Source organism: Pseudoalteromonas sp. SWN29 (assembly GCF_015864465.1).
Taxonomy (GTDB): Bacteria; Pseudomonadota; Gammaproteobacteria; order Enterobacterales; family Alteromonadaceae; genus Pseudoalteromonas.
Genome location: NZ_JADYXE010000047.1, coordinates 17835 through 33474, shown reverse-complemented (window position 1 = coordinate 33474; position 15640 = coordinate 17835). Strand labels below are relative to the sequence as shown.

The window sequence follows — 15640 nt, the reverse complement described above, 5'->3', positions numbered from 1 at the left end:
GGTTTTGATGAGTTAAGGGAAAAAATAATAAGGCTCATTGGTGGGCATGCGTTGCATTTATATAAAATCCAAAAAGTTGCCTAGAGGTCTGAGCAATGTCTGCTATATATAAGCAGATTGGTATTAAACAAAAAAGCGCCGCAAAAAATTGCGGCGCTTTGTTACTAAGTAAAAGTACTACTAAGTAAAAGTGTTACCTAAAAGTATTATTTAATTGGGCGAGGCTCAGTTCGCAAACCTAAAACTAAGCTTAAACACATAAATAACAATACAATAGTGAAAGGTAAACCTGCCGATACAGAGCCAGCTTGAAGTGCTTGAATCGCTTCAGTCCCGCCTATCCAAAGTAATGCAGCGGCTACCGCACCTTGAGTAACAGCCCAAAAAATACGCTGTGGTACTGGAGCATCAATTTTGCCACCGGCAGTGATTGAATCAATTACCAAAGAACCAGAGTCCGATGACGTAATAAAAAATACTAATACTAGTACAATCGCAATAAACGATAAGATATTAGATAGAGGTAATGCATCAAACATCTGGAACATAGCCAGAGGAACTTCAGTTAAGCCATTAGCACCTAATTCACCCACACCATTAACTACTTGGTCAATAGCAATGCCGCCGTAAATCGACATCCATAAAATAGTAACAGCAGTAGGGACAAGTAATACCGCAATTAAAAATTCACGAATTGTACGACCACGTGAAACACGCGCGATAAACATACCTACGAATGGTGACCAAGAAATCCACCATGCCCAATAAGATACGGTCCAACCGTGCATCCAAGTTTCATCTTCACGACCATGAGGATTACTTAGTGGAATTATATTTTCTATATAGCCCATAACAGTAGTCGGGATATTACCTACAGAAACAGCAAAGCCTACTAAAAAAACAAAGATAAGCAAAACTAAGGCGATTAGCATATTGGCATTACTAAGTACCTTAACGCCGCCATCAATCCCACGAACTACTGAAACAATAGCTAAAAGTGAAACACCTATAATGACTAAAATTTGTGAACCAACTCCGCCTGAGGTACCAAATACATGGTCTATACCTGCAGAAGCTTGCTGTGCCCCAAGCCCTAAAGAAGTAGCAAGACCAAACAGGGTTGCAAGCACGGCTAAAATGTCGATAAGGTGACCTGGCCAGCCCCATGCTCTATCACCTAGAATAGGATAAAAGATAGAACGAATAGAAAGCGGTAAGCCTTTATTATAAGTAAAAAATGCAAGCGAAAGTCCGACAACTGCATAAATAGCCCACGGGTGAAGGCCCCAGTGGAACATAGTCGCACCCATTGCTACTTTTGCTGCCTCGGGTGTATTAGGTGTTACGTTCAGTGGTGTTTCAAACCAGCCTGTATAATATGCGAGTGGTTCAGCAACGCCCCAAAACATTAAGCCAATACCCATACCAGCAGCAAATAACATAGCTAGCCATGAAATACGTGAATGAGTCGGTTTAGCATCATCACCACCTAAACGAATGTTACCGTAAGGTGAAACAATAAGCGCTAAACAAAAAACAACGAAAAAATTAGCAGCCCACATAAATAAGGCGTCAAAGTTATTGATGATATCTGTTTTTATACCATCAAGCGCAGATTTAGCCGTTTGTGGATCGGTAACAAGAATGGCGATTAAAAAAATGACAATCAGTCCGGCACTTATGCCGAAAACAGAGTTATGTATATCAAGTCCCCATTTTTGTACGTTGTCTTGACCTACAGTGTAGTCTGTACTGTCAATACTATATTTGTCATGATTTTCCTTCATGCAATACCTCTTTAGTTGTCCTAACAAGCCGAAAATAAATTCGGCGTCATATCGAATTACATTAGCCTTTAAATATTAAGTAAAAGTAATACCGTAATTATTTGAAGACTAACTAATTTGAAGAGTGATCATACAGCTAGTAGTGTATGAGTTAAATATTAAATGTAAATGAATTTGTATTTAAATCGCTGTTTATATGGCCAAATTCATGATTCTTTTGTTTAAAAGCTCTAAAATTATAAATTCAGTGAACGTTAAAAATTAGTTTGCTATTAAAAGTATTAATTTACTTGGTTAAGTAAAAAAAGATCACTTTTAAGCAACTTAATTGATGCTTAAATATTAGAGCTTGTTGACCTTTTAGGATTAAAATTTTTTCTATTTAGGAGCAGTTTAATCGATCCTAGGTTTGTAACCTAACGGTGCGGTTACAAACCTGCGTTATTCTACATGCTCAAATACACATGAGAATAATTAAAAACTGAGCAGCAAAGAGCAAATTTCTCTCTAGGGCTAGTATAAATTTATAAGCTGAGAAGCATCTTTAATCAAGTTGTAATATGAATATGATTTAACACAGTACTGGGCTATATTTTATAAATAGATAGGAAAAGGATTAATACTATTATGCGTGAATGCGCTTTAAACAATACCAATCAAACCGAACTTGTGAAACGCTTTTGCAGCGTTAGAAGCGAAAGTTTGGCTATTATTGAACCTCTCACTTTAGAAGATTGCCAGCTACAAGCTATGGCAGATGTCAGTCCAAGCAAATGGCATTTAGCGCACACCACCTGGTTTTTTGAAACGTTTTTACTTAGCGTTCATTGTAAACAGTACACAGTGTTTAATCCTCATTATAAAATGCTTTTTAATTCTTACTACAATGGTATTGGAGAGCAATTTAAGCGCGTCAACCGAGGTAGTTTATCCAGACCTGGTTTAGATGAAGTGTTAGCTTATAGAAAGCATGTAGATAGCTGCATTATTGAATTGCTTAAGAGCGAAGTTAGTCCACAAATTAAAGATATTATTGATCTTGGATTAAACCACGAGCAACAGCATCAAGAGCTGATGCTTATGGACATCAAATATAACTTTTCAGTAAACCCATTATTTCCACAATATCAAACATCACTTTTAACTAATCAAAATAAACCAATTCATATTAAGCCTCTTAATTTTATAAACTTTGAGCAAGCCATTATTAATATAGGCACAAATGCCGACGACGAATTTGCATATGATAACGAGCTACCTAAGCACCAAGTATTAATTCATCCATTTAGCTTTGCTAACAGGTTAGTCACTAATGGTGAATATTTAGAGTTTATAAATACCGGTGGATATAGCGACCCACAGTATTGGCTGAGCGATGGTTGGGCAAACATTCAAAATAACAAATTAACACAGCCATTATATTGGCATTGCATAAATAACGAATGGTTTGAGTTTACACACTATGGGTTGCAGCCTCTTAATTTAAATGCACCCATCTGCCATGTTAGTTATTTTGAGGCCAGTGCCTATGCTAATTTTGTAAAAGCGCGTTTGCCTACAGAGTTCGAATGGGAATATGCGGCTAAGAACGATGATTTGGTTGAAGCAGAAGAACGTTATCTCACACCTCAACTAGCAAAAGGTGATACTAAAATAAGTCAGTTAACTGATTCATGCTGGCAATGGACGAACAGTGCATATTTACCATACCCCGGTTTTAAACCTATTGAAGGAGTAGCAGGGGAATACAATGGTAAGTTTATGAATAACCAAATGGTATTACGCGGCGGGTGTGTGTTTACCCCTCAAAACCATTTACGACAAACATACCGTAATTTTTATTACCCGCACCAAGCGTGGATGTGCAGCGGAATTAGACTAGCTAAGGATATAGTATGAGCCAAATAACAGCGATTAAGCAAAGCAACATAACCGACACTGAATTTTTAAATGATGTGATAAGCGGATTAACTCAACAACAAAAAACGCTTCCGTGTAAATATTTTTATGATGATAAAGGTGCTGCATTATTTGAGCAAATAACAACACTGCAAGAATATTATGTAACACGCACAGAGCTTTCTATATTAGAGCAACACTCGAAGTCAATTGCTCAAATGCTACCTGAAAACCTTTCTATTATAGAGCCAGGCTGTGGCTCTGGTAAAAAAGTAGCGTATTTACTAGCGCATATGGAAAACGTAAAAACCTTTGTTCCATTTGAAATATCTGAAGAAATGCTTAGTTACTCACTTGCACATTTGTCGCCGTTGTTTCCTGAACTTACAATTTCACCTCTACTAGGCGATTTTACGCATAGCCAAATGGTTAAGCAGTTAACCAAAGATACCACTTTAGACAGTCAAACTAACTTAGTGTATTTTCCGGGGTCGACTCTTGGTAATTTTGCTCCAGTAAAAGCGATTGAAATTATGAATAATTTCCATCGGTTATGTGGTGTAAACGGGTATGTGTTAATTGGCATTGATTTAGTCAAAGAGCGCCAAGTGCTACTTGATGCCTACAATGATAAAGCGGGAGTCACCGCTGCGTTTAATAAAAATTTACTGGAACGTATTAATAACGAGCTAAATGGCACATTTAACGTAGATAACTTTAGCCATGAGTCACGCTTTAACGAGCAACATAGCCGTATTGAAATGCATTTAGTAAGTAATTGTACTCAAAGTGTGATTATAAACGATCAGCAAATAGACTTTATAGAAGGTGAAAGCATTCATACAGAAAACTCTCATAAGTACACGCTTGAGTCGTTTAAGCAGCTTGCAGCGCAGGCTAATTTAAAGTTAGAGCAAACGTGGCAAGACGACAGTAACTATTTTGCTTTGTGCTTATTAAGGCCTCTTTAAACAGTTACTTATCATATGATTTAGTAAATCAAAACTTTAGCATTGTTAAATTCATAGTTTAGCAGTGCGCCATTATTTGATTGTTGGATAAGTTTGGCTTTATTTAAACCGTACAGTCTAAAAAGCAATGGGGCAATAACCGATAGAGCAGAGCCAGTAGCACTGTCTTCATTAACACCAAACTGAGGGGCAAAGTATCTAAAATGCGCTATGGCACTTTTTTTGTCTATATTTTGTATATTAAGCGCAATAACTGCATTTTTATGGGCTTTACTCAAAGCTTTAAAATCAAAGTGTAAGCTTTTTAAGTCCTGCTTTTCATCGGATTTTTTTTCAAGTTCTTTATCGAATTCTTTATCGAATTCTTCATCAAATTCTTTATTAAATAATACAACCGTGTAACCGTTTTTATCACCGGTGCTATAGGCTGCTTTTATTGCTAATGAAAACACGTTTTGTAACTCATCTTTAGCTAATTTGCTTTTTTGTGGCTCTATGCTTTTTAGTAATAGCTGAGCGCGTTGTTTTTTTTCTTTTATAGTAAAACGCTCATGACTCATTGAGATAAACGCTTTAGGGCAATAACCAAAATGCTTTATCAAAAAATTAGCGGCTGCTAAAGTGCCATGCCCGCAGCGTTTAATTTCACTTGTTTGATTAAACCAACGAATTTTACAATGACGTTTAGTTATTTCATTTTGATTTAAAAATACGGTAGCAGGGTGAATTGATTGTGATGCAATATATTGCATTTTTTTTGATGTTAACCCATTTTCATAAATAACAATTAAGGCGCTTGAGCCTTTTAAGTTATTTGCAGGGCTAAAAAAAACAGATTGGGTGTAAGTGTACTTTATAAAGCGCAGCGTGAGCCATAAAGGCCTACGCTGCGATATACAAAAAGTGTTAACCTTTGCTTGCATATGCGTCGTTATGAACGCCTGCAGCACGACCTGATGGATCAGCGTTGTTTTGGAACGATGCGTCCCATGCAAGTGCTTCAGGAGTCGAGCACGCTACCGATTTACCATGTGGTACACATTTAGCTGATGCATCACCTGGGAAATGCTCTTCAAAAATTGCACGATAGTAGTATGCTTCTTTTGAATCTGGCGTATTAATGGGGTATTTAAATTTTGCATTTGCAAGCTCTTGATCGCTTACTTGCTCGTTTACAAACTCTTTTAACGTATCAATCCAGCTGTAGCCAACACCGTCTGAAAATTGCTCTTTTTGACGCCATAAAACTTCATCAGGCAAGTAGCCTTCAAAGCCTTCACGTAAAATGTGTTTTTCAATTTTTCCATCTTTACACATTTTAGCTTCAGGGTTGATACGCATAGCAACATCAACAAATTCTTTATCAAGAAACGGTACACGTGCTTCTACGCCCCATGCCGCCATTGATTTATTAGCACGTAAACAGTCAAACATATGCAGTTTTGATACTTTACGGTTTAACTCTTCATGAAACTCTTGTGCGTTTGGCGCTTTATGGAAGTATAAGTAACCACCAAATAGCTCATCAGCACCTTCACCCGATAACACCATTTTAATACCCATGGCTTTAATTTGGCGAGCCATTAGGTACATAGGTGTAGAGGCACGAATTGTTGTTACATCGTACGTTTCAATGTGGTAAATCACTTCACGAAGTGCATCAATGCCTTCTTGAATAGTAAAAATGATAGGGTGGTGAATAGTACCAATCATGTCAGCTACTTTTTGTGCAGCCGCTAAATCTGGCGAGCCCTCAAGGCCTACTGAAAAAGAATGAAGCTTAGGCCACCATGCATCACTTTCGTCGTTATCTTCAATACGTTTTGCGGCAAAGCGCTGCGTAATAGCAGAGATAACTGATGAGTCTAAGCCACCAGAAAGTAATACACCGTAAGGCACGTCACACATTAATTGACGTTTAACGGCCGCTTCTAATGCATCTTTAACGTCTTGCGCTTCTGCGCTATTATCTTTAACTGCATCAAATGTTTCCCAATCACGTTTGTAATAAGGCGTCATTTTGCCATCTTTGCTGTACAGGTAATGCCCTGGTGGAAATTCTTCAATGTGCTTACAAATTGGAGAAAGTGCTTTTAGCTCAGAAGCAACATAAAAGTTACCGTGCTCGTCGTGCCCTGTGTAAAGCGGGATAATACCAATATGGTCACGGCCAATTAAGTAGGCGTCGTTTTCTTCGTCGTATAAACAAAATGCAAAAATGCCGTTTAGGTCATCTAAAAAGTCAGGCCCTTTTTGTTTATATAGCGCTAAAATAACTTCACAGTCTGATTGAGTTTGAAAAGTAAAATCAACGTCTAACTCTGCTGCAAGTTCTTTATGATTATAAATCTCGCCATTAACCGCTAAAATATTTGTTTTTTCTGGGTTGTATAAAGGCTGTGCACCGCTTGATACACCAACAATAGCTAAACGCTCATGTACTAAAATAGCTTTTTCAGATGCATATACACCAGACCAATCCGGACCACGGTGTCTAAGCAGCTTTGACATTTCAATTGCTTGGGTACGCAATTGAGTGGGATCAGATTTAATATCTAATACCCCAAAAATTGAACACATAGTAACTCCTCATTCCTATTATGTGTGCAGCAGAGCTAATTTGCTGTACTGCGAAACCTTGTTTTATCAGAAAAAATTACTCAAGTCACATAGCTTTTACAATTAATTAAGAATAATTTATGCACCAACTTAGATGTAACTGCACCAAAATGGTTAATGCGTGGTGCCTGCTGCTATTTTTACATCACTATTGTTGTTCAAAGCTTGTGCGATCATGACCTTTAAAGCGTTAATAATGGTTTCTTCACTCATGCTTGGTGCGCCATTGTGGTGCACCGCTTGGCTTGGTAAATAAGGGACATGTACTAAGCCACCTTTCATCACCGCGCAGTGATCGTTTATATAATGCATAAGGCCATACATAACGTGATTACACACATAGGTGCCTGCCGTATTTGAAATAGCAGCAGGGATATTACTGTTGTGCAATGCTTGTAACATGCGCTTTATGGGTAAGTTTGTGAAATAGGCATCAGGGCCATTTTTTTCAATTGGCGTATCGATAGGCTGCTTACCTGCATTGTCTTTAATGCGTGCATCGTCAACGTTTATTGCAATACGCTCGATTGATATTTCACTTCGCCCACCAGCTTGTCCTATACACAAAACAACCGCCGGGTTATGCGACTCAATGGCGTTTATAAGCTGACTGATAGACGTATTAAACTCACAGGCAAGTTCTAGTGTGCATATTTTGTGTTTCATGATGATAGTTTCATCAAGTTTTTGCACTGCTTGCCAAGAAGGATTGATAGTTTCGCCACCAAAAGGAGCAAAACCGGTTATTAATACACACGGCATAGTAGAAGTTGATTTAGTCATTAAACACCAAGCTATACATTAAAATAATATTAACGGCGAGTAAGGTAACTGCCGTCGGAATTTGGGCCTTTATTACATGGTACTTATCTTTTAAGTCTAGGGCGTGTTGATTCTAGAATATTTTATAGGTTATTTTTAAGTGCAAGGCTCAATTGATGTAGGTGCCCGTCAAGTTTCTGCTTTGCCTTTGCTGCTTCTTCAAACGTTACATATTTAAATTCAACTGTATCTAAAGGTCTAAATTGTGCAAATTGATGTAAGTCGGCTTCAATAACTGTTCCTAAAAGAGGATAGCCCCCAGTGGTTTGTCCATCGTTAAGTAGCACAATAGGATCACCATTTGGTGGTAGTTGAATGCTCCCAGGACTTACACCCAGTGATGGCAAAGAGTGCGAATGCACCAAGCTATTCTTATTATGCTCAAGCCTTACGCCCATTCGATTACTGTTAGTACTGACTTTGAATGCAGTAGCTGCAAAGGTATCCAATAATGGCTTACCCAGTAAGTTAGCGTGAGGGCTCGGGTACAAGCGTATAATTTTGCGCTGAGGTGGAGCAATTGCACCTACTTTTATAAACTTTCCACAATAAGGAGTAATAGGTATTTCATCACCTGTGGTGAGAGCTCTACCTTCAATACCACCAAAACGTGCATTTAAATCTGTAGATTTAGAGCCCATAACCTCAGTATTTTGTATACCGCCTTTCACCGCAAAATAAGCTCTTAAGCCCGCTCTACCTGTAGCAAAGCTAAGCACTTGCTTATTTTTTACTGCGTATGTCCAACCAGGGTAAATTGTTTGCCCATCAAGGGTCGCTTGCAAATCGGCACCATGAAGTGCAATGACTGTATCGCAGGTGAATTCAAGTTCGCACAAACCAACGGTTATTTCTAAAACGGCATCATTGTCGTTATTGTTAAGTAATCTATTCGCAATTATTTGCGCAAAGGGGTCTAAGCTGCCCGCTTTACTTACACCTAAATGGCGGTAGCCTTCACGGCCAAAATCCTGAATTGTAAGTAATACACCACTTTTAAGGACTTTAATCATGAGTTGCTCCTTTATTAACTAGCGGAACAAATTCAAGCGTATCGCCAGGTTGAATTAAACAAGGTTGCGCAGAGGTTGAATCAAACAAAGAGGTATTTGTATGGCCTATTATGTGCCAACCGCCTGGCGTATCCGCAGGGTAAATTCCGGTTTGTGCAGCACCTATCGCAACAGAGCCTTTAGGAACCCTAGTACGTGGCTCATCACGCCTTGGGGTATGTAATTGCTCATCTAAGCCGTGAAGGTAGGCAAAGCCGGGCTGAAAGCCTAAAAATAATACGTGGTACTTGGCTTTACTATGAATATTAATAACCTCATCAGCGCTTAAATTATGATAGTTAGCCACGTAATTAATATCCTCGCCATTGTATGTGGTTTCAATTAAGTGATGCTGCCCCTTAAAAGTACTGCTTTTAATGTCATCCCACAGCGAGGGTAGCACTTGTAGCCACTTATTTAAGTGTTTATCAGATTTTAAATAAAGAGTGAGCGAGTTCATAGCTGGGACTAAATCGGTAAATTCATCAGTGCTTTTACAGTGGTTGGTTAAAGCCCAAATTTTCTTTTGAATGGAGAGTTTATCTTTTGCGTCTAAATGCGATGCATCAAACAGTAAGCTACTGTTTGTTAATGCATAAATATGAGGAGTTGGCTTCATTAAATAAACCTATTAGTACAACATAATTTAAACGTAACACAGTTTTATTAATTTATTTACACCATTGCGACTAAGTGGTTATTTTTATTTGCTCAGCTTGGTTTAAGAGTGTTTTTATATTTAATTAATCGTATTTAACTTATTGAAGACCAAAACTAAATGCACTTCGTACTAAATAAGTAATTAGGTTGAAATGAAAATTAAGGTAAGGAGGTCTTAATTAGCACGCACTTGTTTAAGAGGTACATTATGAAACACCAGCATTTATTATATTTATCAGGCGCTGCTATTATATTTAGCGCAGGCAGCTTTGCTTTATCTATGGAAAAGGTCGAGCACAGCAATATAGAAGCCACCATGCATGTAGAAACCATTGTACTTGGATCAGGTTGTTTTTGGGGGGCTGAAAAACGCTACGAAGCGCTTAATGGCGTTATTGATGCTGAGTCGGGTTATGCCGACGGCAATGGCTTTAAAGCAACATACAGAAACATTACTGATCAGTCTCGTCGCTTTGACGAAAACAACTATGCTGAAGTTGTACAGGTTATGTATAACAGTAATATAATTTCGGCTGAAGATTTACTAAAAAACTATTTTGAAAGCCACGATCCTACGCAAAAAAATCGCCAAGGTAACGACATTGGTACGCAATATCGCTCAATTGTATTAACGACTACCGATGCGCAAGCTAAAGTAGCTGAGCAAGTTAAATCGCAATATCAGCAGCTTTTAACTGATGCGAGCTACGGCAAAATCGAAACGGTTATTAAACCACTTACAGGTTTTGTATCGGCAGAAGAGTATCACCAAAATTATCTACAAAAGAACCCTAATGGCTATTGTCCTGATCATTCAACAGGCGTTGTTTTTAATAAAAAACCCGTAGAAAAAGTCGATAACAGTGACTTACTCGCAGGTAAGCAGATCGTAGTCTTAGATTCACGTGAATACTGCCCATACTGTGAAAAATTTAAAAAAACAGTCGCAAATGATTACAAAGGGACTATACCAATGTCGTTTCGCCATGCTGACCAGCTTAAAGGTTTAACTATTAAGTCAGCCACGTGGGCAACACCGACTATTTTGTTTTTAGAAAATGGCATTGAAGTATATGGGCGTCAAGGTTATGCAACACCTGAAGAATTTTATAAAGCATTGGGTGCATTTAAGTTAGGTAAAAGTGACGCTTATAAAGTCGCATTTGATGCAAGAACAGATAGACCTTACTGTAAAGAGTACAAGGAGTTTAAAAATACACCTGATGGCACTTTTGTTGATAAATTAAGTGGAGAGCCACTATTTGATACACGTGATAGATTTAATTCAGGCACTGGTTGGTTGTCGTTTAAGCACCCAGTAAAAAGTAGTGTAACGCAGCATGACGATAGCAGCTGGGGAATAACACGTATTGAGCTTCGCTCTAAAAGTACAGGTATTCATCTTGGTCATTTATTCCCAGGAGAAGGCCCTAGAGGCACAGACCGCTACTGTATAAACGCAACAGTACTCGATTTTGTACCAAGAGATAAAAGCTAAACCTTTTACTTTGTAAAGCCTGATTTTAATCAGGCTTTTTTTTTGCATAAAATAAAATAGATTTATCATATTTTTTGCAAATTTGTTAAAATTAAAGCGTTCAGCTACACATCAATCAATAATATTACTTAGGTTATAAATGAATCAATTTATAAAAATAACAACGCAGTTAATGTATTTGCCTTTAGCTTTATTAATTTTTATAACCGATGCTAAGTCGGCAACGCACTATGTCGTCGGCGTAGAGAATATAGAGTATCTACCTTACTTTGATGGTAGTGGAGCAAATGGTGCTGACTATTATGGCTTCAGTGAAGAGTTGCTAACTTTGTTTGCACAGCAGCACGACTTTAAATTTGAGTTTTACACGCTGCCAATTAATCGTCTTTATAAAGAATTTATTGATCACCATCATGTTGATTTTAAATATCCAGATAATCCTCAATGGAAACCAAGTTATAAAGCTTCCTTTGATGATTTAAATGAAATTATTTATTCGCAGCCAACCGTTGTGACTAAAACGGGTATTGCGAGTTTAAATAAAAATATCACTATTGATGAATGCGTTAGTTTTGCAACGGTGAGAGGGTTTACGTCTCAAAGCTTTAAGCCTTTAATGAACAACGAAAACGTTGAGCTAATTGAAACCGCTAATGTAATGGAATTAATTGAGATGCTTTTAAAAGAGCGGGTAGAGTGCATCTACATATCTAACGATGTATTAAATTATAATATCGTTAAATACTTTAAATTAACCCGACCCGTTTATTTTCAAAACGAATTGCCGACAGATTTACAAGCATTTTCATTATCATCGATTGACTACCCTGAGGTAGTTAAGCAATTTGATACATTTTTGCTTTCACATAAAGCGCAGATACGTAAATTAAAAAAAGAATATCAAATAAAAAATTAACTAAAAAAGCCCCGTAAGTTATAACTTACGGGGCTTTTTACAAAGGTATTTAACCTGTATATAGCTATATTATGTATGTGGTTTAATAATAAAAACAGTTCAAGCCAAGTCACCACCTAACTTGAACCGTTTTTCACACTGACAACATCTTCACACACAATATAAAGATTCTGTTTGCTACGCTCTCAAAGCATTTGTATTGCATATCATGTGGTTTGAGCCAAGAATAAAAACAGTTCAAGCCAAGTCACCACCTAACTTGAACCATTTTTCACACTGACAACATCTTCACACACAATATAAAGATTCTTTTCACTGCAAGGTTTGAGTCACTAAAACTCAAAAGGTTGCATTTATTACTCTTAATAAACAATTAAACTTAATTGTTTCGAGCTGATGAAGTAACTTTAATATTTAACTCTATTTTCGACAAACGATAAAAATAAAACCAATGAGTGAAAAAAATTTAACTATAGACTTTAGTCTGGGCTGTGGTTTTAATAGATTGTATTTTAAAGAAATTACTGAAAAATAATACCAATTCCATTAAGTATGTGATCTAAATTTTACGCCGAAAAAATAATTCAGTTCTAGGCGTAAATTGATGTAAATGGTTGTTCCCTTTGCGAAATTTACAACAAAGAAATGGGTTGTTTTAGCAAGTAAAATAGATCAGCTATTTATTGGAGTTGGTATAAAGTGAGGTTTAGGATTTAGACGAACCATAAATACAACACACAATGGCTGTATTAATAAGTTCGCCTAATAGAGAGTTACTCTTGAATTTTTCTAAATGTGCTTACAACCCACTTCGCAAATAAATCAAGCGGGTGATTAGGTGTGCTTGATTCGTGCTGCACTAAATAATACTTATCTTTAGTTGTTAAAGGCTGTTCAAATAACTTATAGAGCCACTGCTCATCTAACCAGCTTTGACTGATAGGTAGTGGAATAAGTGCAATCCCCATACCCTGTTGCGCAGCACGTGCTACACCAAACATACTATCTATTTGAATAATTTGAGAAGGAGAGAAGTCATCAATTCCTGCTTTTTCGGCCCACTGATGCCAGGCCCAAGGGCGAGCTTTGTGTAGTATTAGCGGAACTTGGTTAAGCGCTTGACGGTGATCGTCCCTCCACTGATCGAGCAGCTTTTTATTACATGCAGGGATATATTCAAGATTAAATAGCTCTGTTGCAGAACCTTCAGTGGGTTTACTCGATGATAATACAATAGATAAATCGCTATGACGGGTTATTTCTTTACGTGTTTTAAGCGTATCCATTTGCAGGTTTATATTAGGGTGCTCTGACGTCCACTCACTTAATTTAGGCATGAGTAGTTCGCTGGCAAAAAACTCAGGCAACGTAATCGTCAAATTTGTATTTTGCTGCATCTGACTAAACTCATTAATGGTGCCTTCTAACATAGTGATAATAGGAGACACAGCATCAAAAAAGTTTTTACCCGCAGTGGTTAAACTAATTGAACGCGTTTTACGTTGAAAAAGTTCAATACCAAGTTGTTCTTCAAGTTGTTTTATTTGGTGGCTCACTGCCGAAGGTGTTAAGTACAGTTCATTAGCTGCATGCTTAAAACTTAGGCTTCTTGCTGCAAAGCAAAAAGAGCGAAGGCCACGAATAGGAGTTTGCATGTTTTCCAGTATTATTTAATTTATTGAGACGCCTTACTTAGGCAAAATTTGAACCAACTATTTAATACATAAATATCAGTAGGTTAAAAATAAATTTAACGATAGTTCACAAAAAGGGTGCAGACTATCCACAAAATAGTGCAAAGAATCTAAGCGCTTACATTTAATTTATATTTGTATTATAGATAAAATTTACTACAGATGTATGAATGACGGTAAAAATAATGGCAAAAGATAAAAAAAATCCCTCGTGAGAGGGATTTTGGGTAACTCAGCGCCATTGGCACTGGGAATGAGGTCGGTACAGGGTAAAGCGTTATTTTTAAGCTAAAGCCTAAAAAACCATTTCTGGTACTTCACCGTCAACAAGTAATTTACCTGCTGTTTTACTAATGATTTCATCAACAGTTACGCCCGGAGCGCGTTCTAATAAATGAAATGCGCCGTCTTTAACTTCTAGTACGGCTAAATCTGTCACTATTTTTTTAACGCAATTAACGCCAGTAAGCGGTAAAGAGCAGGCTTCTAATAGTTTAGAGTCACCATGCTTACTTGCATGGGTCATAGTAACAATAATGTTTTTCGCGCCAGCGACTAAATCCATCGCGCCACCCATGCCTTTAATCAGCTTTTTAGGGATCATCCACGATGCGATGTTGCCGTTCTGGTCAACTTCAAATGCACCCAGAACAGTTAAGTCTACATGACCACCCCGTATCATGGCAAAACTATCTGCACTATTAAATATGGCTGCACCTTTAGCTGCTGTCACGGTTTCTTTACCCGCGTTAATCATATCGGCATCTAGCTCTGCTTTAGTAGGGTACGGGCCCATGCCTAAAAGGCCATTTTCGGACTGTAACATAACTTCAATATCATCCGGTACATAGTTTGCGACGAGTGTCGGAATTCCTATGCCCAAATTTACGTAGTAACCGTCTTGAAGTTCTTGTGCAACGCGCATTGCAACTTGTTCACGTGATAATGCCATAATTATGCTCCTGCTTAATCTCGTGTTGTTACACGTTCAATGCGTTTTTCAAAGCTGCCTTTAATAACGCGATTTACAAAAATACCCGGGGTATGAATTTGGCTTGGTTCAAGCTCGCCCGGCTCTACAATTTCTTCTACTTCGGCAACGGTAATTTTACCAGCCGTTGCTGCCATTGGATTAAAGTTCATGGCGGTGTGTCTAAACACTAAATTACCGTATCGATCGGCTTTCCATGCTTTTACTATGGCAAATTCACCTGTTATAGACTCTTCTAAAATATACGGGCGACCATTAAATTCTTTTACGTCTTTGCCTTCAGCCACAGGAGTACCGTAACCGGTAGCGGTGTAAAACGCAGGTATACCCGCGCCACCAGCACGCATTTTTTCAGCAAGTGTACCTTGAGGTGTAAGCTCTACATCAATTTCGCCACTTAATAACTGCTGCTCGAATAGGGCGTTTTCGCCAACGTATGAAGCAACTACTTTTTTAATTTGTTTATCTTGTAATAAAATACCTAAACCAAAGTCATCAACACCACAGTTATTAGATACCACGGTTAAGTCTTTTGTTTGCATGTGCTTAATTTGTTTAATTAAGCCCTCAGGAATACCACATAAACCAAAACCACCGGCAATAATAGTATCGCCGTCTTTTAATCCTTCCATTGCAGCTTCGTAACTAGAAACTACTTTATCAAAACCGGCCATGAGTCTCTCCTCATTGTGTGCTATTTGTTGTTAACTATCTTGTATTAGTAGTGAGTT

General features: G+C 37.8%; 13 protein-coding genes and 1 pseudogene. 4 read left to right on the top strand and 10 right to left on the bottom strand.

Annotated elements, in window-relative coordinates:
- Positions 1-206: 206 nt before the first annotated feature.
- Positions 207-1787, bottom strand: coding sequence for a BCCT family transporter (locus tag I6F53_RS16335; protein WP_166419013.1), 1581 nt, complete (start codon positions 1785-1787; stop codon positions 207-209).
- 627 nt (positions 1788-2414) lie between these two features.
- Between I6F53_RS16335 and egtB the strand changes: the two genes are divergently transcribed.
- Together egtB and egtD are read left to right on the top strand one after the other, a co-directional pair.
- Positions 2415-3686 carry an ergothioneine biosynthesis protein EgtB gene (gene egtB / locus I6F53_RS16330; RefSeq protein WP_166419012.1) on the top strand — a complete coding sequence of 424 codons (1272 nt, stop codon included), beginning with the start codon at positions 2415-2417 and terminating at the stop codon, positions 3684-3686.
- Positions 3683-4657 (top strand): L-histidine N(alpha)-methyltransferase, encoded by a 975-nt coding sequence (gene egtD, locus I6F53_RS16325; RefSeq protein ID WP_166419011.1) that lies wholly within the window; start codon positions 3683-3685, stop codon positions 4655-4657. The genes egtB and egtD overlap by 4 nt, the downstream gene beginning before the upstream one ends.
- Before the next feature lie 20 nt (positions 4658-4677).
- Here egtD and I6F53_RS16320 read toward each other — a convergent pair whose 3' ends face one another.
- The 6 genes and pseudogenes from I6F53_RS16320 to pxpB all read right to left on the bottom strand — a co-directional run bounded on the left by I6F53_RS16320 (position 4678) and on the right by pxpB (position 9769).
- On the bottom strand, positions 4678-5580 hold the full coding sequence (locus I6F53_RS16320; RefSeq protein WP_166419010.1) for a PhzF family phenazine biosynthesis protein: 903 nt from the start codon (positions 5578-5580) through the stop codon (positions 4678-4680).
- Positions 5564-7237, bottom strand: a complete 1674-nt coding sequence (gene asnB, locus I6F53_RS16315; protein WP_024598933.1) for an asparagine synthase B — start codon at positions 7235-7237, stop codon at positions 5564-5566. Before asnB ends, I6F53_RS16320 begins: the two co-directional genes overlap by 17 nt.
- Before the next feature lie 153 nt (positions 7238-7390).
- Complete coding sequence (pcp, locus tag I6F53_RS16310; protein ID WP_197240323.1) at positions 7391-8059, bottom strand: pyroglutamyl-peptidase I; 669 nt, start codon at positions 8057-8059, stop codon at positions 7391-7393.
- Positions 8052-8147 (bottom strand): annotated as a pseudogene (locus I6F53_RS20815) (5-oxoproline transporter, DUF979 family subunit); the annotation flags it as partial. The gene pcp and the pseudogene I6F53_RS20815, both read right to left, overlap by 8 nt.
- Positions 8148-8181: 34 nt before the next feature.
- Positions 8182-9111, bottom strand: coding sequence for a biotin-dependent carboxyltransferase family protein (locus tag I6F53_RS16300; RefSeq protein WP_197240317.1), 930 nt, complete (start codon positions 9109-9111; stop codon positions 8182-8184).
- Positions 9104-9769, bottom strand: coding sequence for a 5-oxoprolinase subunit PxpB (gene pxpB, locus I6F53_RS16295; protein ID WP_197240315.1), 666 nt, complete (start codon positions 9767-9769; stop codon positions 9104-9106). Before pxpB ends, I6F53_RS16300 begins: the two co-directional genes overlap by 8 nt.
- 249 nt (positions 9770-10018) lie before the next feature.
- On the opposite strand from pxpB, the gene msrA reads away from it, so the two are divergent.
- Positions 10019-11308, top strand: a complete 1290-nt coding sequence (gene msrA, locus I6F53_RS16290; RefSeq protein ID WP_165727507.1) for a peptide-methionine (S)-S-oxide reductase MsrA — start codon at positions 10019-10021, stop codon at positions 11306-11308.
- A 139-nt stretch (positions 11309-11447) separates the two neighbouring features.
- A complete protein-coding gene (locus tag I6F53_RS16285) occupies positions 11448-12224 on the top strand; it encodes an amino acid ABC transporter substrate-binding protein (RefSeq protein WP_197181109.1) in 777 nt (258 codons plus the stop codon).
- A gap of 773 nt (positions 12225-12997) precedes the next feature.
- On the opposite strand, the gene I6F53_RS16280 is transcribed toward I6F53_RS16285, so the two are convergent.
- From I6F53_RS16280 to I6F53_RS16270, 3 genes are all read right to left on the bottom strand, one after another.
- Positions 12998-13879 carry a LysR family transcriptional regulator gene (locus I6F53_RS16280; RefSeq protein ID WP_166419004.1) on the bottom strand — a complete coding sequence of 294 codons (882 nt, stop codon included), beginning with the start codon at positions 13877-13879 and terminating at the stop codon, positions 12998-13000.
- A 334-nt stretch (positions 13880-14213) separates the two neighbouring features.
- Positions 14214-14870, bottom strand: coding sequence for a CoA transferase subunit B (locus tag I6F53_RS16275; RefSeq protein ID WP_007580251.1), 657 nt, complete (start codon positions 14868-14870; stop codon positions 14214-14216).
- Positions 14871-14884: 14 nt separating this feature from the next.
- Positions 14885-15583: a CoA transferase subunit A gene (locus I6F53_RS16270; RefSeq protein ID WP_197240310.1), complete on the bottom strand. Its 699-nt coding sequence runs from the start codon at positions 15581-15583 to the stop codon at positions 14885-14887.
- Positions 15584-15640 lie beyond the last annotated feature (57 nt).